Raw genomic sequence first — 19,980 nt, 5'->3', positions numbered from 1 at the left:
GCTCATGCCTGCTCCTCTTCCTTGGTCTCCTCGACGACCCGGCCCGCATACAGCGCCGCGGCCATGCGCATGCCCTCGGACCAGGCGACCGGCCCGACCTCACCGAGCGGCACCGACGAGCCGTCCTCCCGGACGAACACCAGGTCGCCGGTCTCGGTCTCGTAGTAGGGGTCGTCGGAGCCGACCCAGCTGCGCGCCTCCACCGTGCGCCCGCCCTCGAACACGCGGCAGATCGCGGAGCCGCCCTTCACCGGATAGCCCAGCGAGGAGGACCGCGCCGTCAGGTGCCGCAGCTCGGCGAACTTCCCGCCGGCATAGTCGGAGACCCGGGTCGCGGTCGGCTCGACGTCGGCGCCGCGCTGCCACGTCTGGCGGAACAGCTGGTCGACCGACTGCTTCACGCCCAGGTCGGCGGCGAACTCGCGCAGGTCGTCGAGGTCGGCGAGGGTCACCGGGTGGGGGATCGCGACCCGCGTCGCGGGCAGACGCACCGTCTCACCGTCGAGGTTGACGATGCCGATCGTGCCGCCGCCATCCCCGGACGCGTCGCGCAGGAAGCCGACCTCGTCGGGGTCGAAGGCGCCGTCGTCGTCGAGGACGGCGACGACGAGGTCGGTCAGCGCGGCCCGCCACACCTCGTCGGCCCAGACCCGCGCCAGCACCCCGGCGGGCACAGGCAGTGACCGGACCATCCACCGGTCGACCTGCTCGCGCACCTGCGCCTCGTGCCGGCCGAGCCACTCCTGCAGCTGCTTGAGCCCGAACACCACGGCGTCGTCCTTCAGCGCCGGCGGAACGGATTTGAGCAGCTTGCCCTTGGCATTGCGGCACGCTATGCGCCCGCCATCGAGGGTGACCTCATAGCCACCGCCGGCGGTCAGCCACGTCATGCGATCCCTGCCTCATCGGGGTCCGAATGTCCCTGCGTCATCTTGACCCCCGGCACGTTAGTCACCGGGTGCGACATTTTTTGCGTCCGTGGGACCGGCCGGTGACCGGGTATGACCGGGATGTCCGGATAGATACCTGAAAGTTCCCCGCAAGGGTCCACAGTGGACGAACGAAAAGCGTGTAGATTTCGCCGGGAGTCACCGACCGAACAAGTTCTGTCAAGAGCTGACAAATACCGAAGCTGCATACCGGTTTGGGGCGATAGTTTCAGTAAGTCCTTGACAGAACACGCGAGTCCGATGAGGATTCCGCCGTGGTGGCCCAGCGCATCGACCCTCACACCCTCTGGCACCCCGACACCGGCGGCGCCGGCCGGAGGGTGGCCGAGACGCTGCGCCTGTACGGGCCACGCACCCGCGCGGAGCTCGTCCACCTCAGCGGCCTGTCCCGCCCGACGGTCTCCTCGGCCCTCGCCGACCTCGGCGGCGCCGACCTCGTCAGCGAGCAGGTGGGCGCCGCGGCCAAACCCGTCGGCGGCAGGCCGGCCTCCGTGGTGCGGCTGACCCGCCGGGCGGGGATCGCAGTCGGCGTCGACGTCGGCCGCCGGCACGTCCGGGTCGCGCTCGCCGACCTCGGCCACGCCGTGCTCACCGAGCGGCAGTCCCGCACCGACTTCGACATCGACGACCGCCCCCGCGAGGCGCTCGACCTCGGCACCACGCTCGTCGACGCGGCTCTCGACGGCATCGGCGCCACCAGGGCCGACGTGGTGGGCGTTGGGCTCGGGGTGCCGGCGCCGATCACCCGCGACTGGCGCATAGGGTCCCCCGGCATGCTGCCGGGATGGGCGGACGTGCTGCCCGCCGACGAGCTCACCGATCGCCTTTCTCTGCCGGTACGGGTGGACAACGACGCCAACCTCGCCGCGCTCGGCGAATACGTGTGGGGCGCCGGCCGCGGCTGCGCGGACCTCGTCTACGTCAAGCTCGCCACCGGCATCGGCGCGGGCATCGTGCTGGACGGCCGGCTCTACCGGGGCGCCGCCGGGACGGCGGGGGAGCTCGGCCACGTGACCCTCGACGCTCGCGGGCCGGTCTGCCGGTGCGGCAACCGCGGCTGCGTCGAGCTGTCCGTCGGCGGGCGGGCGCTGCTCAGCCACGCCCGGCTGTCGCACCCGGAGCTGACCGACCTCGCCGGGCTCATCGCGCTCGCGCAGGCCGGCGACCCCGGCTGCCGCAGGCTCCTCGCCGACGCCGGCACCCAGCTCGGGTACGCGCTGGGCAACCTCGTCAACCTCATCAACCCGCAGCGGGTCCTGCTCGGCGACGAGCTCGGCGCGGCGACCGACATCCTGCGCGAGCCGCTCCAGCGCGGCCTGGCCGAGACCGCGTTCACGGCCGCCGCGGCGTCGGTCGAGGTCGCCCAGAGTGCGCTGTCGTTGCGCGCCGCCGCCCTCGGCGGGGTCGCGCTCGCCCTGGGCGTCGACACCGTCCCCTTCGCCGCGGCAGCACCCGCCCTCTGAAGTCCGACAAGCCCGACGCGGCTGACGAAAGCCGACAACGCCGCGCCGTCAAGCAGGAAACCGTCGCACTTGAAGGCAAGTGATCCAAAGCACGAAGCCGCCTCCGGAAACCTTCTTTAGCGGTAACGTCCAAGCTCGTGGTAACGAGCACACTGGCCGACGCCCCTGTCAGCAAGGCCCCCAAGGTCCTGGTGCCGCTCGGCGTGATGTTCCTGTTCGTGGGCCTGTCCACGTCGATCGTCGGCCCGTTCGTGTCGCTGTTCCTCAGCACCGCCGTCAAGGCCGACCCGGTGCACGTCGCAGCCTTCCTCGTCGCCGGCCCGGTGTCGATGATCGTGTCCTCGACGGTCATCGGCCGCCTCTCGGACAGGAAGGCCGTGCGGCGGCAGGTCCTCGCCGTCGCGGCCGCCGCCGGCGGGGTCAGCGCCACCGCCACCGCGTTCGCCCGCGACTACTGGGTGCTGCTCGCGCTGACGGTGACGGTGACCGCGATCAGCGGCTCGCTCTTCCCGCAGGCGTTCGCCTACGCCCGGGAGGCTCTGGAGCAGCGCGGCTCCACCCGTGCCGCGATGACGATCAGCACGCTGCGGATGCTGTTCTCGATCGCGTGGGTCGCCGGCCCGCCCGCCGCCGCGTTCCTCGTCGAGCTCGGCGGCTTCCGCGTCCTGTACCTGAGCGCGGCCACCATGTACGCCGCCGCCGTCCTCGTCGCCGTGTTCGTGCTGGGCGACGTCGTACCGACGCCGAAACCGCAACGCGAGGCGCCGGAGCACGCGCCGTCCAGGGTGCTGCAGGTCGTCGCCGCGCTCACCCTGGTGCAGGCCGCCGGCGTGCTCGGGGTCCAGGCGCTGCCGCTGTTCCTCAGCCACGACCTGCGCGGCTCGGTGCGCGACGCCGGCCTCGTCCTCGGGCTGTGCGCGGCGCTGGAGATCCCGCTGATGCTCGGGTTCGGCGCGCTGTCGACGAGGTGGCCGCTGCGCCGCCTGGTCGTCATCGGCGCCGGCCTCGGCGTGCTCTACTACGTGCTCGTCACGGCGTCCGTGCACACCTGGCAGGTCGCCGCCGCCCAGCTGGTCAACGCCAGCTTCATCGCCGCCGTGCAGGGCCTCGGCATCTCGTACGTGCAGGAGATGCTGCCCGGTGAGCCCGGCCGCGCCGCGACCCTCGCCGGCAACGCCTACCCGATCGCCGCGATCCTCGTCGGCCCGCTGTTCGGCCTCGCCCAGCACTTCGGCTACCGCTACGCCTACGCCGCCGCCGCGACCCTCTGCCTCACCGGCGCCGTGCTGCTCCTGACCGCCCACCGCAAACCGCAGACCGACCGCACACCGCAAACCGACCACACCGCAGACCGACCCCGCACCGCAAACCTGACAGCGCACCGAAATCCTGACGCCTGACGGCACACTTGAAGTAATGACCACCATGCGGTTCGACGGCTGGATCGCCGGCGTCGGCACTGGCGGTGGCACCCGGCTCGTCCTGGGGCACTGGCCCCGCTCCCCGTTCGGCCCGGTCAGCGACGTCATGGTGGAGCGCCCCGACGGTCACCGGGTCCTGCTGGCCGGCACCGCGGACCTCGCCGCGTTCGTCGCCGGAACCTACCGGTTCGACGACGTCCAGGTCGTTCCCGTCGCCGTTCTCCGCGTCGGTACGACCTGGGCCGCCGACGCCGGACCGCTCACCCTCCGGTTCACGACCGGGGGACGCGGGTGGCTCGGCACGCTCCTGCGCTGCGTCCCGCCGGCCCTCGCCCGGCACCCGCGCTGGGTCGCCGCGATCGACCGCCCCGCGCGCCTGCTCCAGCCGGGCGTGCGGACCCACGGCAGCGCCGGCAACGACCGGCACGAGTGGTACGGCGTCCAGGACCTCCACCGCATCGTCGCCGCCACCGCCACCTGGGACGGCGCCGACCTGGGCCCTTTGACGGCCGTCGACCCACCGGTGCGCTTCGGCTTCGGCTCCACGCCCAGGACGCCTTCGCTGGCCAGAGTGACGACGACGGTCACGACGACGGTCGGCCCAGCTTCGCCAGGTCGTAGCCGTCGGGGTAGGACTTCGTGACGATCCCGTCCGCGAAGAGCGGCGTCGTGCGCGGTCCCGCCAGCCGCAGCAGCAGCAGCGCCCGCGACCGCAGCACCGCGTGCAGCCCGATCCGCGCCCACGCCGGCGGGTCCGGCACCGCGTACGCGCGGCGCAACGGCGGATCGTAGAGGCTCGCGATCAACGCGTCCGCCACCCCCCGCAACGGCTTCGGGATCCGGCCGCGCAGCAGCTCCCGGGTGACGCGCTCGATCCGCTCCGCCTCCGGGGTGTGCCGCAGGTGGGCCGCCTCGTACGCGTCGAACCACGCCTCGAACGCGGCGTAGCCGGCCGGGATGTCGCGGATCCCCATCCGCAGTCCGACCTCGCGGTAGTACCGGGCGGCCGCCTCGCGCTCCTGCCCGGCGGGGGCGCGCCAGCCGTACCGCCGAAGCCACCGCATCGGGACGACCACCAGCGCGGCCAGGACGTAGACGCTGTCGTCGTTGCCGGCGGGGACCTGCCGGTGCGCCTCGTTGAGCAGCCGCAGCGCCAGCCGGCCGCGGGGGTGCTCGAAGCCGTGCATGAGGATCTCGTACATGATGATGCCGGTGTCGTCGGCGCGCCGGCGCGGCTCGGTCAGGACCCGCCCGGTCCGCACGAGCTCCGCGGCGACGCGGGGGAGGGCGAACGACCGGTTGAACGCCAGGTTGAACGCCATCCGCATGTCCCAGGGGAACTCCTCGCGGAGCGTGAGCTGGTGGATCAGCAGGTAGTCGGCCTCCGGGTCGCTGCCTTCGATGCGCCGCAGGTTGTCATATCGACCTCTCCTGATCCCCCGCATGGTCGAGCAGTCTAGGAGACTCCGCCGCGGCGGGTTCGAGCCGGTCCAGCATCTCGGCGAGCACGCCGGGCCCGGTGGCGAAGTTGAGCCGGACGAACCCGGCGGTGTCCACGGCCGTGCCCGCGGAGAAGTCCGCGCCCGGGCTCAGCCTGACCTTCGCGGCCCGCTCCAGGTGCCCGGCCGGATCGGTGCCGCCCCAGGGGATCCAGCTCAGATAGGTGGCCTCGGGCGCGCGGTGCGGGAGGCGGGCGGCGACGGTGTCACGGTTGCGCCGCAGCAGCTCCCTGGTGCGGTTCAGCCAGGTGTACGACTCCCGCCACGCCGCGACCGTCGCGACCCTGCCCGCGATGCCGGGCGTGCCGTAGAGGTCGATCGGCTGCGCGTCGAGCGACCGCCACACCGCCGGCGGGCCGACGTGCGCGACGGCGAGCCGCAGCGCGGCCAGGTTGAACGCCTTCGTCGCCGACGTCGCGGTCACCGTGCGGGCGGCGGTCTCCTCGCTCAGCGACGCGAACGGGGTGTGGCGGTGCGGCTCGTACGCCAGGTCGGCGTGGATCTCGTCGGTGAGCACGACGAGATCCAGGCGCTCCGCCACCGCCGCGACGGCCGCCAGCTCGGCCCGGTCGAACACCCGGCCGGTCGGGTTGTGCGGGTTGACGAGCACCAGCAGCCGGCAGCCGGCGAGCCGTTCGGCGAGCCGCCCGGTGTCGAACGTCCACCGCGCGCCGTCGTCGAGCATCGGCAGCGGCACGATCCGCCGCCCGGCCCGCTGGATGCTGGCGAGGAACGGCGGATACGCCGGGACGTGGATCGCCACCCCGTCGCCGGGCGCGGTCGTGTGCTCGACCATCACCTGCAGGATCTGCAGGACGTCGGTGAAGACCCGGGTCCGGCCGGGGCGCGGGCTCCAGCCGTGCCGCTGCCGCATCCAGTCCTCGAACGCGGTGACGACCGGGTCCTCGCCGCGCCAGAACGGGTAGCCGAAGTCCTCGCGGTGCACGAGGTCCAGCAGGCCGTCGCGGATCGCGGGGGCGACGCCGAGGTCCATGTCGGCGACCCACGCGGCGATGGTGTCCGGCGCGGTGGAGCCCCACTTGACGCCGCTGCCTCTGATGGCGTCCGGGCGTCGCGGTGCGATGCAGTCGCGCAGGATCTCCATCTGGCCGTGGTGCTGGGCGAGCTCCTCGAAGACGTGCTGGAGCGCGGCGCTCTGGGTGCCGACCCGGTCCGGCCCCTGGAACCCGGCGGGTGGCGTGCCGCGGATCGGCTCGCCCGGCGCGGCGGCGCGCACGTCCTCGGCGAACTGTCCGCGGACCGCCTCGACCCTCTGGAGGAGGTCCTCGACCCGGCCCTCCGCGGTGAACTCGGCGTCGCGGTCGCGCTGCGACGGGCGGCCCGCGACGAGCGTCCCGGCCCAGAACTCGACCACGCCCAGGCAGTGCGTCAGCAGCGCGAACGGCGAGTTGGCGCCGGGCAGCGGCCGCCGGCCCGCCCGCTCGTCGCCAAGCTCCGTGACGATGCGGACCATGCCGTCCAGCGCGCGGTCCGTGTAGTACAGGTACTCCTCGGCGCTGATCATGCCCGTCCCTCTCGCGTCACCTGCTTGACCGGTGACGCCAACCTTGCGCCGGGGGCACGTCACCTGTCAAGGTGGTGACGTGACGTTCGTGTTCGTCAGCGGTGACCTCGCGCTCGACTTCGCCGGCACGCTGAAGTGGCGCCGCTCGGCCGCCCCGGAGGAGCTCCTCACCGGGCCGGCCGAGGCGGCTCGATGGGCGGTGGCGGCCGGTGTACTGTCCACCGCACCCCGACTGTCCACTGTGGAGTTCGCGGGGTTGCTGGAGCTGCGGGAGGCGGTCTACCGGCTCGCCGTGGCGGGGCTGGCGGGACAGCCGTGGCCGCCGGCGGACCTGCGCGCGCTGAACGCCGCGGCGGCGGCGCCGCCGCCGCAGGTGACGCTCACCGCGGGCGGGGTCCGGCGGGCGGGGCCGCCGTCGGCGGCGGGCACGTCGATCGGGGCCGCCGTCGCGGTCGCCGCGGTCGAGCTGCTCGGCTCCCTCGGGTCCCTCACCGTGCGGGAGTGCGCCCTCGACGAGTGCACGAGGTTGTTCGTGGACCGGTCCAGGGCCGGCAACCGCACCTGGTGCGGCATGGAGGAGTGCGGCAACAGGGTCAAGGCGGCCTCGTACCGCGCCCGCCGGGCCACCGGCGCCGACGGCGCTGGCGGTGGCGGTGGCGGTGGCGGTGGTGGTGGCGCGGGTGGTGCCGACGGTGGCGCAGGTGGCGCCCGGGGTGGCGCTGATCGCGTTGGTGGTGGCGCGGGTGGTGGTCAGGCGGCCGGCGGGATGGCGGTGTCGGCGTCGCGCCAGGCGATGCGGTCGTAGCCGAAGGCGAGGCAGGCGTCCCGGGTGCGGCCCGGCACCGTCTGGGCCTCGGCGCGCAGGACGATCTCGCCGTCGACGTTGTAGAGGGACAGCAGGACCGTCGGGCCCGGCGGCGGGGGCTGGACCGGCACCTCGACGCGGGCGTGGCCGTGGGTGCTGATCAGCAGGGTGCCGGCCCAGTAGGGGCCGGGGTCGGCGGTGGGGATGCCGAAGATGATGAGCCGCCGCAGGTGCCGGCCGTGCAGCAGGTCCAGGCGGAGCCGCTGGTGCCCGGCCCGGCGGTCCATGGTGAGCGGGCCGAAGGTCTCGCCGGGCCTGAGGACCGACGACGTGCCTGAGTCCAGCTGAAACGCGCAGCCCAGCGCGAACCCCTCGTCCGGCGACCACGCGGCCTCGAAGGTCAGCGCGCCGATCCCGGACTGGAGCCGGCTCAGCATGACCGACGGATGCCGCGGCCCCAGCACCGTCGGCGCCGACGGGTTCGTCCGCGGCGGGGTGAACGCCGTTGCGGGCGGGGGAGCGGCCGGCACGGGCGTCCGTGGCGCGGCTGGCCCGGACAGGTCGAGCGACGTCCCCCCGTGCTGCACGGACGGCGGCGGCGCGCCGCCACCGGACAGGTCGAGGGAGGTGCTGCCGGAGCGCGCGGCCGGGGGCGGCGTGGGTCCGGACAGGTCGAGCGAGGTGCCGCCGGACTGCGCGGCCGGGGGCGGCGTCGGCCCGGACAGGTCCAGCGACGTGCTGCCGGACGGCGGGGGCGGCGGCGCGGCGGGCGCTGACAGGTCGAGCGAGGTGTTTCCGGGCGGCGCGGGCGGTGCGGCCGGCCCGGACAGGTCCAGCGACGTGCTGCCGGACTGCGGCGGCGCGGCGGGGCCGGACAGGTCCAGCGAGGTGCTGCCGCCGTCCCGGGCGGTCGCCGGGGGAGGCGTGGCCGGTCCGGAGAGGTCCAGGGACGTGCTGCCCGACGGGGCGGGAGCGGCCAGGTCCACGGACGAGGCGGCGGCCGGGGCGGCGGTCGCGGGGAGGCGGCGGTGGCGGATCCAGGACAGGTCTTCGGTGGCGCCGGTCCGGGCGGGAACGGCGCGATGGCGGATCCAGGACAAGTCGTCCGAGCCGGTCACAACCGGATCCCGTAGTCGGCCGCGAGCGCGGTGACGCCGTTGGCGTAGCCGTCGCCGAGGACCTTGAACTTCCAGCCGCCGCTGTGCCGGTACAGCTCGCCGAGCGCCAGGCCCATCTCCAGGTCCAGCGCGGGGGCGAGGTTCTCCGACCGGATCAGCTCCGCGTTGCCGTCGAGGTTGAGGACCCGGATGACGCAGGTCTTCAACCGGCCGAGGGTGCGGCGGACCGCGTTGCCCTCGTTGACGTACATGACGATGACGATCCGCGTGACCTCGGCCGGCGCGGCCGACAGGTCGACCTCGATCTGGTCGTGGTCCTCGCCGACGACCTCGCGCAGCTGCTGCACCGACAGGTCCGGCGAGGAGAGCTGGTTGAAGTACACGAAGTGCCGGTCGGAGACGGCGTCCCCGTCACCCCGGCACAGGATCGCGGCCACCACGATGTTGTCGGTGAGGACGTGCTCGAGGCCCGCGCTGAACTGCACACCCAGCACCACCCCGCGCAGGTCGGGGATCTCACGCGTCAGGGTGACGTTGGCGCCGCGCTTCATCTCCTTGGTCATGGCAGGTCCAGGTCGGAGCCGGAGAACTTGGTGCGCAGGAAGTTGCCCTGGGTGGTGAGCGCGTCGCGGTCCTGGGCGCGCACGGCGACCAGGATGTTGGACGTGGCCTCCTGCAGCAGGTCGAGCTGCGCGAGCAGCTCGGGCACCGGGGCGGGCCGGTCGCGCATCGACGCCTCCAGGGTCAGGTAGCTGCGAAGGGTGGTCGGCAGGAAGTCCTCGACGGTGTTGCGGACCAGCAGCACCGCGTGGATGTCGAGCGGCCGGGTCGCCGACGTGTCCAGGATCTCCCGGAGCGTGTCGGTGAGCCAGCGCGACCGCACCACGGCGGCCGCCGGCAGCCTGGCCGCCTGCTGGTTGACGAAGTGCTCGGCGTCGGTGATCCGCTTGAGGATCTGGGTGGTGTCGCCGACCGGGTCCCCGGAGGGGTCCGCGGTGGGGGCGGCGGCAGGGGGCGGCGCCTCGTCGTCGTCCCCCCACCAACGTAGCCAGCGCACGGTGGGCTCAGCCGGTCTGCTGGCCGCGCAGCGTGCGCTCGAGATACGGCTTGGCCCGCTCGATCTGCCCCTCCAGGGCGTGGACCGTCTGCGCCATCGAGTCGACCGCCTGCGCGCGGAAGGTGTCGACCGCGTCCATGGTGGCGAAGACGTTGTCGAACGCCGCCTGGAGCTTGTTGATGTCGATGGTGGCCGACGCGGCCTGCTGGTTGATCGCCGCACCCTGCGTCTTGAGCTGCTGGGACGTCGCCTCGATGAGGTTCGAGGTCACCGTGTTGAGCTGGGTGATCTGGTCCAGCACGAGCTTCTGCCGGGCCAGGGCCTGCGACACGATCACCGCGATGCGCAGCGCCGCGATGGTGGTCGTCTGCGCCCGGTCGACGCCCCGGATGAGCTCCAGGTTGTTGCGCCGGACCAGGTCGAGGGCCATGTAGCCCTGCACGTTGACCGCCATCTGGGTCATGATGTCCTGCCGGCGCTGCCGGACCGGGAACAGCGCGTCGGAGCGCAGCGTCGCCGCGGCCTCCGTCTGACCCGAGGCCTCCAGGGCCGACACCTTCGCCGCGATCGCCTCGTCGAGGGCCGCGGCGAGCTCGTTGTACTCCGCGAGGCGGCCCATCGTGGTCCACATGTTGACCTTTTCGGTCTCGATGGCCGCGTTGTCCTTGCGAAGGTCGTTCTGACCGGACTCCAGCGCGACGATGATCGCGTTGAGGTGCGACTGGGCCGACTTGTACTTGGCGAAGTACCGGTCGATCTTGTCGCCACCCGGCAGCCACTTCAGGACCTTCTGCACCCCGGTCAGGTCGGCCCGGTTGGGGTCCAGCTCGGTGATCGTGCTGCGCAGGTCGACGAGGGTGTTGGCGACCCTGACCTGGGCGTCGTCGGTGGAGGCGCGGCCGCGGCCGCGGCCCATCGCGGCGGCGGGACGCTCCAACATGCGGTTGGACATCCCGGCCGCCGCGCGCATGTCCTGCTCGCCCATCGAGGTGATCGAGGCGACCTTCTGCTGGAAGGCGGGCGAGTTGGTGTCGATCGCGGCGAGCTCCTCGACGAAGGCGGCCGCCTTCTGCCGGAGCTCGAGCTGCTTCTCCGTCTGGACGGGCACGGCACCGGCCGCCTGCTGCGGCTCCACCACCACGACGGGCGCGGGGGGCGTCAGCACCAGTGCGCCCTGTTGCGGGGGGCCACCGAGATCGAGTTCGGACATCGCAGGAACCCTTCCCATCAACTCGCGTTGGTGCAGCTCAGCCGACGTTGACGCCGAAGTCGCGGGCGATCCCCGCGAGGCCCGAGGCATACCCCTGACCGACGGCCCGGAACTTCCACTCGCCACCGTGCCGGTACAGCTCGCCGAAGATCATCGCGGTCTCGGAGGAGGCGTCCTCGGTCAGGTCGTAGCGGGTCAGCTCGGCGCCGCCGTCCTGGTTGACCACCCGGATGAAGGCGTTGCGGACCTGGCCGAACGACTGGCCGCGCTGCGGGGCCTCGTAGATGGAGACCGGGAACACGATCTTGTGGCACTGGGCGGGCACCGCCGCGAGGTCCACGAGGATCTTCTCGTCGTCGCCGTCGCCACCGCCGGTGAGGTTGTCGCCGGTGTGCTCGACCGAACCCTCGGGGCTCTTCAGGTTGTTGAAGAAGACGAAGTGCTGGTCGGACAGGATCTTGCCGTTCTCACCGAGCATCAGGGCGCTGGCATCCAGGTCGAACTCGGCGCCGGTGGTGGCCCGCTCGTCCCAGCCGAGGCCGATCATCACCGCGCGGAGATTCGGCGCCTGCTTGGTGAGCGAGACATTGCCGCCCTTGGTGAGGGTGACGGACATGGAACTCTCCTCGCGCTCTCGTTATGGTCGTCAACCATGTCCGATCGGCCTGTCGGATATATTCATCCGGCTGATCGACGACACCGGAGCCGCCTTCAAAGCTAACGCGCTTCCGGCTACTGTCGAACATTGATCGAACAAGCCGGAGCCTACCCCAACCCTTCAAGCGGACGCGCCCGTAGGAACGGTGAACGCCGGCCCTTGCTGGCGGGCGGACGATACTGTCGGGCGGGCAACATCATGATCAGCCCTTGGCGCCGCCTGACGCCGGGGGAACCGCAGGCAAACCTGTAGTCAACACTGAATGACTGGGAGATCGGTATGGGCATCAGCCTGACCAAAGGTGGCAACGTCTCACTGACCAAGCAGGCGGGTCCCGCCGGTCTGACGGCGGTGACCGTCGGCCTCGGTTGGGATGTCCGCACGACGACCGGCACCGAGTTCGACCTCGACGCCTCCGCGATCGCCACGAACGCCGAGGGCCGGGTCTACTCCGACAAGCACTTCGTCTTCTACGGCAACCTCGCCACCCCGGACGGCCACATCCAGCACACCGGTGACAGCCTGACCGGTGAGGGCAGCGGCGACGACGAGCAGATCAAGGTCAACCTGGCCGGCCTGCCCGCCGATGTCGACAAGATCGTCTTCCCGGTGTCCATCTACGACGCCGACACCCGCTCGCAGTCCTTCGGCCAGGTCCGCAACGCCTTCATCCGCGTGTTCAACAGCGCCGACGGCGTCGAGCTCGCGCGGTACGATCTCAGCGAGGACGCTTCCACCGAGACCGCGATGGTGTTCGGCGAATTGTACCGCAATGGCGAGGAATGGAAGTTCCGCGCCGTCGGTCAGGGATACGCATCCGGCCTGCGGGGCATCGCCGGGGACTTCGGCGTCAACGTCGGATAGTAAGGTCGGCGCACCGCAACTTCCCTGATGAGCCCGAAACGGTGTGACAGATGTTCCTGAAGACATTCGGCTGGTCGCTGGCGGTCACCGTGGCGACACTCATTGCCGCCTTCTTCCTCGGCGGGCCCTCCGCGTTCCTGATCGTCGCGATCCTGTGTGTGCTGGAGATCTCGGTGTCGTTCGACAACGCCGTGGTCAACGCGACCGTCCTCGGGCGGATGAACGCCTGGTGGCAACGGCTGTTCCTCACCGTGGGTGTGCTCATCGCCGTCTTCGGCATGCGCCTGGTCTTCCCGCTGCTGCTGGTCGGCATCACCGCCCAGCTCAACCCGGTCGACGTCGTCCGGCTCGCCCTCGAGGGCGGGTCGGTCGACGAGCCCGGCACCTATGCCGCGCTGCTGCACGAGGCGCACCCGAGCATCGCCGCCTTCGGCGGCATGTTCCTGCTCGTGCTCTTCCTCGACTTCATCTTCGAGACCCGCGAGCACACCTGGCTGACCTGGCTGGAGAAGCCGCTCGCGAAGATCGGCAAGCTGGACCAGCTGTCCGTGGTCATCTCCCTGGCCGTCCTCGTCATCGTGGCGGAGACCCTCGCCAAGGACGTCGGCACGGTCATGGTCTCCGGCGTGCTCGGTATCGCCGTGTACATCCTGGTCAACAGCCTCGGTGAGCTCTTCGAGAACGCGGGCGGCCTCGGCGACGACGAGGAAGAGGACGAGGACGAGAAGGCCGCCGCGGGCATCCACGGCGACGCCGGCGACATCGACAAGGGCAAGTCCGGCGGCCCGAACGCCGTCGTGCAGGTGGCCGGCAAGGCCGCGTTCTTCCTGTTCCTCTACCTCGAGGTGCTCGACGCGTCGTTCTCCTTCGACGGTGTCATCGGCGCCTTCGCCATCAGCCAGAACATCTTCGTCATCGCCGCCGGCCTCGGCGTCGGTGCGATGTACATCCGGTCGCTGACGGTCTACCTGGTCCGCAAGGGCACCCTGAGCGAGTACGTGTTCCTCGAGCACGGCGCGCACTGGGCGATCGGCGCCCTCGCCGCGATCCTGCTGGTCGGGATCAAGTTCGAGGTGCCCGAGGTCATCACCGGCCTGATCGGTGTCGGCTTCATCCTCGCCGCGTTCCTGTCCTCGGTGGTCCTCAACCGGCGCAACAGCGCCGCCGAGGCGGCCGAGGAGCGGGCCGAGAGCCTCGCCGGCCGTTCGTAACCTCCCGCAACTCAAACCCGCGTACCCCGTCCGGGAAGGCAGGCAACGCCGTGACGAATCCGAACAACCCGGTCTCGCTGTCCAAGGTCACGCTGACCAAGGCGGCGCCGGCCGTCTCGCTTGCCAAGCAGGGCGGGGCCGCGGGCATCCTCCGGGTCAACCTCAACTGGGCGCAGCCCGCCGCCAAGGGCGGGCTGTTCAGCCGCAAGCCGAAGGGCGTCGACCTCGACCTCGGCTGCCTCTACGAGTACAGCGACGGCTCCAAGGGCGTGGTCCAGGCCCTCGGCGACTCGCTGCGTGACGTGCACACCCTGGGCCGCGACCCGATCTGCCGCCTCGACGGCGACGACCGGAGCGGCACCAGCACCGGCGGGGAGAACCTCTTCGTCGACCTGCGGTATGCGGCGAACATCCGCCGCATCCTGGTGTTCGCGTTCATCTACGAGGGCACCCCCAACTGGGCCGCGGCCCAGGCCGTGGTGACCTTGTTCCCGGTCGCCGGCCCCCAGCTGGAGATCCACCTCGACGAGCCGGACCCGGCTGCCATGATGTGCGCGATCGCCATGATCGAGGGCAACGGCAACGACGTGTCGGTGCGCCGTGAGGTCCGCTACATCCGCGGCGGCCAGCGCCTGCTCGACGAGACCTACGGCTGGGGCATGCGCTGGGCGGCCGGACGGAAATGACAGCTTCGCCGACAGTAATCGGGAAGGCATACGTATGGGTGTGAGTCTGAGCAAGGGCCAGTCCGTCTCCCTCGTGAAGGGTGGCGGCGGCACGCTCACCAAGGTCCGCATGGGCCTGGGCTGGGACGCGATGAAGAAGAAGGGCCTGTTCGGCGGGTTGAAGACCCAGTCGATCGACCTGGACGCGTCCTGCCTGCTGTTCGACAGCGCCAACCAGCTCGTCGACCAGGTGTGGTTCCGCCAGCTGCGCAGCAACGACGGCGCCGTCCAGCACACCGGCGACAACGTCACCGGCGCGGGCGAGGGCGACGACGAGAGCATCATCGTCGACCTGGTCGCGCTGTCGCTGAACGTCCGCACGCTGGTGTTCGTGGTCAACTCGTTCACCGGGCAGAGCTTCGCCCAGATCGAGAACGCGTACTGCCGGCTGGTCGACGAGACGAACGGCGCCGAGCTGGCCCGCTTCGACCTCAGCGGCTCGGGCCCGCACACCGCGCAGGTCATGGCCAAGGTCACCCGCGACCAGCAGGGCTGGACGATGACCGCGCTCGGCACCCAGGCCTCGGGGCGCACGTTCCGCGACCTGCTCCCCGCGGTCGCCGGCCACCTCTGATCGAAACCGTCACGACGCCCGTCCCGCGAGACCGCGGGGCGGGCGTCGGGCGTTTTCCGGATACCCCGTCGGAGGCCGGAAACGCCCGGAAACGGCGCCGCCCGTGCACGGCGGAATCCGTACACGGGCGGCGGCGGAAATGCGACAGGGAAAGCGATTCAGCCCCGCACCGGGGACGGCCCGGAAACCGTGATCTGCTCGGAATCCGGGGCCGGCTCGGAAAGGCGGCGGGCGGCGATCACGTGCACCGCGAACAACAGGTAGCCGACGAGCAGCGGAGCCGTCACGGGAATCATCGCGCCGATCACGGCGGCGATGGATGACACCCCGGCCACCATCGCCGCCGTGAGCGGTTGCCGCCACACGGTGCCCGCCGCCCAACGCAGCGCACCTGACCATGAACCGTGGTGGGCCAGATGCACGACGCCGAGAGCGCCGGCGGCGAGCAGTGCGGCGGCGACGGCGCCGGTCGCCACGAGCACGGGCAACCCGCCCGGGACCCGGCCTGAGGCGACGGCGCCGAGATTGAACAACAGGAGCCACGCGAGGGTGGCGGCCGCGACCGTGCAGACGGCGCCGGGCAGCAGCGAGCGCACGAACACCCGCCACAGCCGGGACGGCCGCACGGCGGAGCCCTCGATGACGTCGCGCACGGCGACCGAGCCCGCGTGCACGGCCGCGCCGGCGGTGAGCACCGGCAGGCTGCACACCGTGACGGCGATGCCGACCAGGGCGAGGTCGGCCGCCACCGTGACCGTCTCCGTGAACCCGCGACGCGCCACGGCGCTCACCCCTTCAGGCCGGAGGTGTTGATGCCCTCGACGAGCATCTTCTGGAAGGCGAGGAAGAACAGGAAGACCGGCAGCAGCGACAGGACCGACATCGCGAACATCGGCCCGATCTCCGACTGGCCCTGCGAGTCGATGAAGAGCCGCAGCGCGACCGGCACCGTGTACTTCGGCAGGTCCGACACGTACACCAGCTGGCGGAAGAAGTCGTTCCAGGTCCAGATGAACGAGAAGATCGCCGTGGTCACGAGGGCCGGGCGGCTCAGCGGCAGGATCACGTTGCGGAACACCCCGAACGTGGTGCAGCCGTCGATCTTCGCGGCCTCGTCGAGCTCGCGGGGGATGCCGCGCATGAACTGGACCATCAGGAAGACGAAGAACGCCTCGGTGGCCAGGAAGTGCGGCAGGATCAGCGGCAGGTACGGGAACTCGCCGCCGACCAGGTCGAGCTGCCGGAACACGATGAACTGCGGGACGATCAGCACGTGGCCGGGCAGCAGCAGCGTGCCGACCATGACCGCGAACCAGGTGGCCCGCCCGCGGAAACGCAGCCGGGCGAAGGCGAAGGCGGCGAGCAGGCAGGACAGCGCGTTGCCGACCACGACCAGCAGCGACACGATCGTGCTGTTGAGGAAGAACCGGCCGAAGCTGGTGTCGAGGTGCGACCAGCCCTTCGGGTAGTTGCCGGGGGTGAACGACTCCGGGATGACCCCGGCGTTGCTCAGCATCTCCGGCTGGCTCTTGAGCGAGCTGCCGAGCACCCAGAACAGCGGGTAGAGGATGACCCCGAGCAGCGCGAGGATCACCACCGTGCGCAGGATCGACTTCATCGCTCATCCCCGTAGTGCACCCAGAACCGGCCCGTGCTGAACAGCACGACGGTGAGCAGGCCGACGGCGAGCAGGAACACCCACGCGAGCGCGGAGGCGTAGCCCATCTCGTAGTCGGTGAAGCCCTTGATGTACAGGTAGAGCGTGTACATCAGGGTCGAGTCGACGGGCCCACCGGTGCCGCCGCTGATGACGAACGCCGACGTGAAGCCCTGGAAGCCGTGGATCGTCTCCAGCACGAGGTTGAAGAAGATGACCGGCGACAGGATCGGCAGCGTGATGGACCGGAACTTGCGGAACGCGCCCGCGCCGTCGACCGACGCCGCCTCGTACAGCTCCACCGGGACCTGCTTCAGGCCCGCCAGGAAGATGACCATCGGCGCGCCGAACTGCCAGATCGCCAGCAGGATCAGCGTGCCGAGCGCGTAGTCGGGGTCGTTGACCCAGCCGGGGCCGGCGATGCCGAACACGGACAGCAGCTCGTTGAACGAGCCGTCCCGGCTGAACATCGAGACCCAGACGATCGCGAGGGCGACGCTGCCGCCGAGCAGCGACGGCAGGTAGAACAGGCTGCGGTACAGCCCGACGCCGCGGACCGCCTTGTTGAGCAGCAGCGCGACGCCGAGCGCGGCGCCGAGCTTCAGCGGCGTCGCGATGACCGCGAACAGCACCGTGACCTGCACGGCGTGCCAGAACGTCGGATCCTCGGTGAACATCCGCTGGTAGTTGTCGAACCCGACCCAGTTGAGCTCGGACCAGTCCGACAGGATGTCGTAGTCGGTGAAGCTCAGCACCAGCGACATCAGCATCGGGATGGCCGTGATGGTGGCCAGCCCGACGAGCCACGGTGTCAGGAAGAGATAGCCGGCGAGCCCTTCACGACGGGGGCCCCGCGGTTCGATGCGGGGCCCCTTCGCCGCTCGGTGCAAAGGTGCCGGCGCGGTGGTCAGCGCCACTGGAAGAGCCTCACTTCGAGATTGCGGACTTCGCGGCCGTGATGAAGGCCTCGGCGGCCTGCGCGGGGGTGGCCTTGCCGGCCTGCACCGACTCGGCGGCCTTGATCAGCTCGGAGCGCAGCGTGCTGTGCCCCTTCAGCGGGACCTGCGGCGAGGGCCCGAACGTCTTGCCGAGCGTGTTCTCCACCTCGATGGAGGTCTTCATCGCCGCGTCGGTGACGGTGCCCAGCACCGAGGCGCGGATGTCGAGGTTCGGCGGCAGGCCGCGGTCGGTGCCGAGGACCTTGCCGACCTCCGGGTCGTTGGCGAGGAAGTTGATGACGTCGACCGCCACGTCCTTCTTGTCGCTGCCCCGGTAGACGGAGAAGTAGAGCGCCGCGCGGGCCCACTGCGCCTTGGGGTCGCCGGGGTACGCCACGACGCCGAGCTCGTCCTTCGTGTTCTTCTGCAGCTCGGGCAGCTGGTTCACCCAGACCCACGAGGTAAGCGCTTTCCCGGTCACGACGAGTTGCTTGGTGATGTCTGTGGCGTTGCCCTCGCGGATCACGTCGGCGGTCGGGGTGGCCTTGCGGTCCCGGGCGCCCTTCCACAGGTCGAACCAGGCGGTCACGTCCTGCGCCGTGAAGCCGAGCTCCTTGTCCTTGTACAGGTCCTTGTTCTGCTGGCGCAGCCAGATCCAGAACGCCTTGTAGTCCGCGCTCGGGTCCTGCGTGCCGGGGACCTTCGTGGCCGTGGTCGCCGTCGCGGCCCAGTCGACGAACGCCTCCCACGTCATGCCGGTGGTCGGCAGCGGCTGGTTCGCCGCGGCGAGCTTGGTCTTGTTGAACACCAGGCCCTGCGTGTTCTCGCCGAACGCGACGCCGGCGAGCTTGCCGTCCACGACGCCGTACTTCCACAGGCTCTCGGGGAACTTCGACGTGTCGAGCTTGTTCGACTTCTGGTACGACGTCAGGTCCAGCGTGACGTTGCGCGACGCGTACTCGGTGAGGAAGTTGTCGTCGATCTGGAAGATGTCGGGTGCGTCGTTGCCCGCGGTGAGGGTGGCGAGCTTGTCGAAGTACCCCTGGTTGGCCTGCCACGTCTTCTTGAACGTGACGTTGGGGTGCTTCTTCGTGTAGAGCGCGAGCGCCTCTTCGGTGAGCTTGGCACGGGCGTCGCCGCCCCACCAGAAGATGCTCAGCTCGACGGGCTTGGTCGAGTCGACCGCTGGTGCCTCGCCGCCCTCGTCGCCGCAGGCGGCGAGCGGAGCGAGCAACACGGCTGCGACGGCGGTTGCCAGAAGTCTACGGCGGGGTGTTCCGGACATGGGGTGTCACTCCCTGACGGTGGAAGCTCGGGATCAATGTGGGTTGGGCCCGGTCGAGTCGCGCACGATGAGCTCCGTCTGGAGCGTCACCAGCGCGTTCGTGCGGCGTTCGTCGTCGTGCTGCAGGAGCATGTCGACGGCCGCCCGCCCGGCGGCCGCGGTCGGGGTGGAGACCGTGGTCAGCTTGGGGCGGATCAGACGGCTGAGCGAGATGTCGTCGATGCCGACGACGCTGAGCTCACCCGGGACGCTGACGCCCCGGTCGTGGAGGGCTTCGAGCAGTCCGATCGCCATGAGGTCGTTGTAGGCCAGCACGGCGGTCGCCCCGGTGGCCAGCACGGCGTCGCACGCGGCGGCGCCGGCGGCCTCGGTCGGTTGGTGCGGTCCGAGCACGTTCAGGTTGGCCCCGGCGGCCTTCGCCGCGGCCGTCGCGGAGCGCCGGATCTCCCGGTTGGTCCATGAGCCACGCGGCCCGCCGAGCAGGGCGAGGTCGGTGTGGCCGAGACCGACGAGGTGCTCGATCGCGGCCTTCGCGCCGTTCGACACGTCCATCACCACCGCGGGGAGCCCCTCGACGGCCCGGTTCACCACGACCAGCGGCACCTCGCGGCGCAGCTTCTCGATCAGGTCGTTGCTCATGCGCGGGCTGCACAGCAGCACGCCGTCGACCTGCTTGGCGAGGGCCTGGACGAGCTGCTCCTCCATGACCGGGTCCTCGTTGGTGTCGGCGACGAAGAGGTGGTAGTCCCGCTGCCGGGCCTGCGACTCCGCCGCCTTGATCAGTGGTGGGAAGAACGGGTTGGCGATGTCGGCGACGATCAGGCCGATGTTGTGCGTCCGCCCGGTGATGAGCGCGCGGGCCGCACGGTTGGGCCGGTAGCCGAGGCTCTCCGCGGTGGACAGCACCCTGCTCCGGGTGTCGGGGTTGACCAGATGCGGTGCTGAGAACGTGCGCGACACGGTGGAGACATGGACGCCGGAGGCGCGGGCTACATCTCGAATAGTGGCGGGCACGGAGTC

22 protein-coding genes are annotated in these 19,980 nt (G+C 71.0%); 9 read left to right on the top strand and 13 right to left on the bottom strand.

The window, feature by feature from the left end:
• Window positions 1-2: 2 nt before the first annotated feature.
• On the bottom strand, window positions 3-890 hold the full coding sequence (locus tag ACQEVZ_RS57855) for a DUF4132 domain-containing protein (protein ID WP_433385089.1): 888 nt from the start codon (window positions 888-890) through the stop codon (window positions 3-5).
• Between the two features lie 314 nt (window positions 891-1,204).
• Between ACQEVZ_RS57855 and ACQEVZ_RS57850 the strand changes: the two genes are divergently transcribed.
• The 3 genes from ACQEVZ_RS57850 (at window position 1,205) to ACQEVZ_RS57840 (ending at window position 4,477) form a co-directional block, all read left to right on the top strand.
• Window positions 1,205-2,413 (top strand): ROK family transcriptional regulator, encoded by a 1,209-nt coding sequence (locus ACQEVZ_RS57850; protein WP_344504613.1) that lies wholly within the window; start codon window positions 1,205-1,207, stop codon window positions 2,411-2,413.
• Between the two features lie 137 nt (window positions 2,414-2,550).
• Window positions 2,551-3,813, top strand: coding sequence for a sugar efflux transporter (locus ACQEVZ_RS57845; protein WP_433385086.1), 1,263 nt, complete (start codon window positions 2,551-2,553; stop codon window positions 3,811-3,813).
• 16 nt (window positions 3,814-3,829) lie between these two features.
• Window positions 3,830-4,477: a hypothetical protein gene (locus ACQEVZ_RS57840; protein ID WP_354903523.1), complete on the top strand. Its 648-nt coding sequence runs from the start codon at window positions 3,830-3,832 to the stop codon at window positions 4,475-4,477.
• On the opposite strand, the gene ACQEVZ_RS57835 is transcribed toward ACQEVZ_RS57840, so the two are convergent.
• Window positions 4,419-5,279 (bottom strand): oxygenase MpaB family protein, encoded by an 861-nt coding sequence (locus ACQEVZ_RS57835; protein WP_433385083.1) that lies wholly within the window; start codon window positions 5,277-5,279, stop codon window positions 4,419-4,421. The genes ACQEVZ_RS57840 and ACQEVZ_RS57835 overlap by 59 nt on opposite strands.
• Complete coding sequence (locus tag ACQEVZ_RS57830; protein WP_433385080.1) at window positions 5,251-6,858, bottom strand: aminotransferase class I/II-fold pyridoxal phosphate-dependent enzyme; 1,608 nt, start codon at window positions 6,856-6,858, stop codon at window positions 5,251-5,253. The genes ACQEVZ_RS57835 and ACQEVZ_RS57830 overlap by 29 nt, the downstream gene beginning before the upstream one ends.
• A gap of 79 nt (window positions 6,859-6,937) precedes the next feature.
• Between ACQEVZ_RS57830 and ACQEVZ_RS57825 the strand changes: the two genes are divergently transcribed.
• On the top strand, window positions 6,938-7,663 hold the full coding sequence (locus ACQEVZ_RS57825) for a CGNR zinc finger domain-containing protein (protein ID WP_433385077.1): 726 nt from the start codon (window positions 6,938-6,940) through the stop codon (window positions 7,661-7,663).
• Here the strand turns inward: ACQEVZ_RS57825 and ACQEVZ_RS57820 are convergent.
• From ACQEVZ_RS57820 to ACQEVZ_RS57800, 5 genes are read right to left on the bottom strand one after another with little or no spacing between them, the layout of a single operon-like run.
• On the bottom strand, window positions 7,609-8,781 hold the full coding sequence (locus ACQEVZ_RS57820; RefSeq protein WP_433385074.1) for a hypothetical protein: 1,173 nt from the start codon (window positions 8,779-8,781) through the stop codon (window positions 7,609-7,611). The genes ACQEVZ_RS57825 and ACQEVZ_RS57820 overlap by 55 nt on opposite strands.
• The gene (locus tag ACQEVZ_RS57815; protein ID WP_344504621.1) at window positions 8,778-9,344 is read right to left on the bottom strand and encodes a TerD family protein; all 567 of its coding nucleotides are present in this window, start codon (window positions 9,342-9,344) and stop codon (window positions 8,778-8,780) included. Before ACQEVZ_RS57815 ends, ACQEVZ_RS57820 begins: the two co-directional genes overlap by 4 nt.
• The gene (locus tag ACQEVZ_RS57810) at window positions 9,341-9,838 is read right to left on the bottom strand and encodes a hypothetical protein (RefSeq protein ID WP_354903530.1); all 498 of its coding nucleotides are present in this window, start codon (window positions 9,836-9,838) and stop codon (window positions 9,341-9,343) included. The genes ACQEVZ_RS57815 and ACQEVZ_RS57810 overlap by 4 nt, the downstream gene beginning before the upstream one ends.
• A 7-nt stretch (window positions 9,839-9,845) precedes the next feature.
• Complete coding sequence (locus tag ACQEVZ_RS57805; protein ID WP_433385069.1) at window positions 9,846-11,048, bottom strand: toxic anion resistance protein; 1,203 nt, start codon at window positions 11,046-11,048, stop codon at window positions 9,846-9,848.
• Window positions 11,049-11,085: 37 nt separating this feature from the next.
• Entirely contained in the window at window positions 11,086-11,664 is a 579-nt protein-coding gene (locus ACQEVZ_RS57800; RefSeq protein WP_344504625.1) for a TerD family protein, read from the bottom strand.
• Between ACQEVZ_RS57800 and ACQEVZ_RS57795 the strand changes: the two genes are divergently transcribed.
• From ACQEVZ_RS57795 to ACQEVZ_RS57775, 5 genes are all read left to right on the top strand, one after another.
• Window positions 11,663-11,797, top strand: coding sequence for a hypothetical protein (locus ACQEVZ_RS57795; RefSeq protein WP_344504626.1), 135 nt, complete (start codon window positions 11,663-11,665; stop codon window positions 11,795-11,797). The two genes, ACQEVZ_RS57800 and ACQEVZ_RS57795, sit on opposite strands and share 2 nt — an antisense overlap.
• Window positions 11,798-11,985: 188 nt before the next feature.
• Window positions 11,986-12,570, top strand: coding sequence for a TerD family protein (locus tag ACQEVZ_RS57790; protein WP_344504627.1), 585 nt, complete (start codon window positions 11,986-11,988; stop codon window positions 12,568-12,570).
• Between the two features lie 50 nt (window positions 12,571-12,620).
• Window positions 12,621-13,781, top strand: a complete 1,161-nt coding sequence (locus ACQEVZ_RS57785; protein WP_344504628.1) for a DUF475 domain-containing protein — start codon at window positions 12,621-12,623, stop codon at window positions 13,779-13,781.
• A gap of 50 nt (window positions 13,782-13,831) precedes the next feature.
• The gene (locus ACQEVZ_RS57780; RefSeq protein WP_344504629.1) at window positions 13,832-14,467 is read left to right on the top strand and encodes a TerD family protein; all 636 of its coding nucleotides are present in this window, start codon (window positions 13,832-13,834) and stop codon (window positions 14,465-14,467) included.
• A 40-nt stretch (window positions 14,468-14,507) separates the two neighbouring features.
• Entirely contained in the window at window positions 14,508-15,080 is a 573-nt protein-coding gene (locus tag ACQEVZ_RS57775; RefSeq protein WP_425552283.1) for a TerD family protein, read from the top strand.
• A 158-nt stretch (window positions 15,081-15,238) separates the two neighbouring features.
• On the opposite strand, the gene ACQEVZ_RS57770 is transcribed toward ACQEVZ_RS57775, so the two are convergent.
• The 5 genes from ACQEVZ_RS57770 to ACQEVZ_RS57750 all read right to left on the bottom strand — a co-directional run bounded on the left by ACQEVZ_RS57770 (window position 15,239) and on the right by ACQEVZ_RS57750 (window position 19,974).
• The gene (locus ACQEVZ_RS57770; RefSeq protein ID WP_344504631.1) at window positions 15,239-15,862 is read right to left on the bottom strand and encodes a hypothetical protein; all 624 of its coding nucleotides are present in this window, start codon (window positions 15,860-15,862) and stop codon (window positions 15,239-15,241) included.
• Window positions 15,863-15,867: 5 nt separating this feature from the next.
• Complete coding sequence (locus ACQEVZ_RS57765; RefSeq protein WP_344504632.1) at window positions 15,868-16,698, bottom strand: carbohydrate ABC transporter permease; 831 nt, start codon at window positions 16,696-16,698, stop codon at window positions 15,868-15,870.
• Entirely contained in the window at window positions 16,695-17,654 is a 960-nt protein-coding gene (locus ACQEVZ_RS57760) for a carbohydrate ABC transporter permease (protein ID WP_425552284.1), read from the bottom strand. Before ACQEVZ_RS57760 ends, ACQEVZ_RS57765 begins: the two co-directional genes overlap by 4 nt.
• A gap of 10 nt (window positions 17,655-17,664) precedes the next feature.
• Entirely contained in the window at window positions 17,665-18,912 is a 1,248-nt protein-coding gene (locus tag ACQEVZ_RS57755) for an ABC transporter substrate-binding protein (protein WP_433385060.1), read from the bottom strand.
• Window positions 18,913-18,993: 81 nt separating this feature from the next.
• A complete protein-coding gene (locus ACQEVZ_RS57750) occupies window positions 18,994-19,974 on the bottom strand; it encodes a LacI family DNA-binding transcriptional regulator (RefSeq protein ID WP_360571802.1) in 981 nt (326 codons plus the stop codon).
• Window positions 19,975-19,980 lie beyond the last annotated feature (6 nt).

The sequence above is a fragment of the Dactylosporangium sp. CA-152071 genome (assembly GCF_050936335.1).
Taxonomy (GTDB): domain Bacteria; phylum Actinomycetota; class Actinomycetes; order Mycobacteriales; family Micromonosporaceae; genus Dactylosporangium; species Dactylosporangium maewongense.
This window is presented reverse-complemented; position numbering and strand designations above follow the sequence as displayed.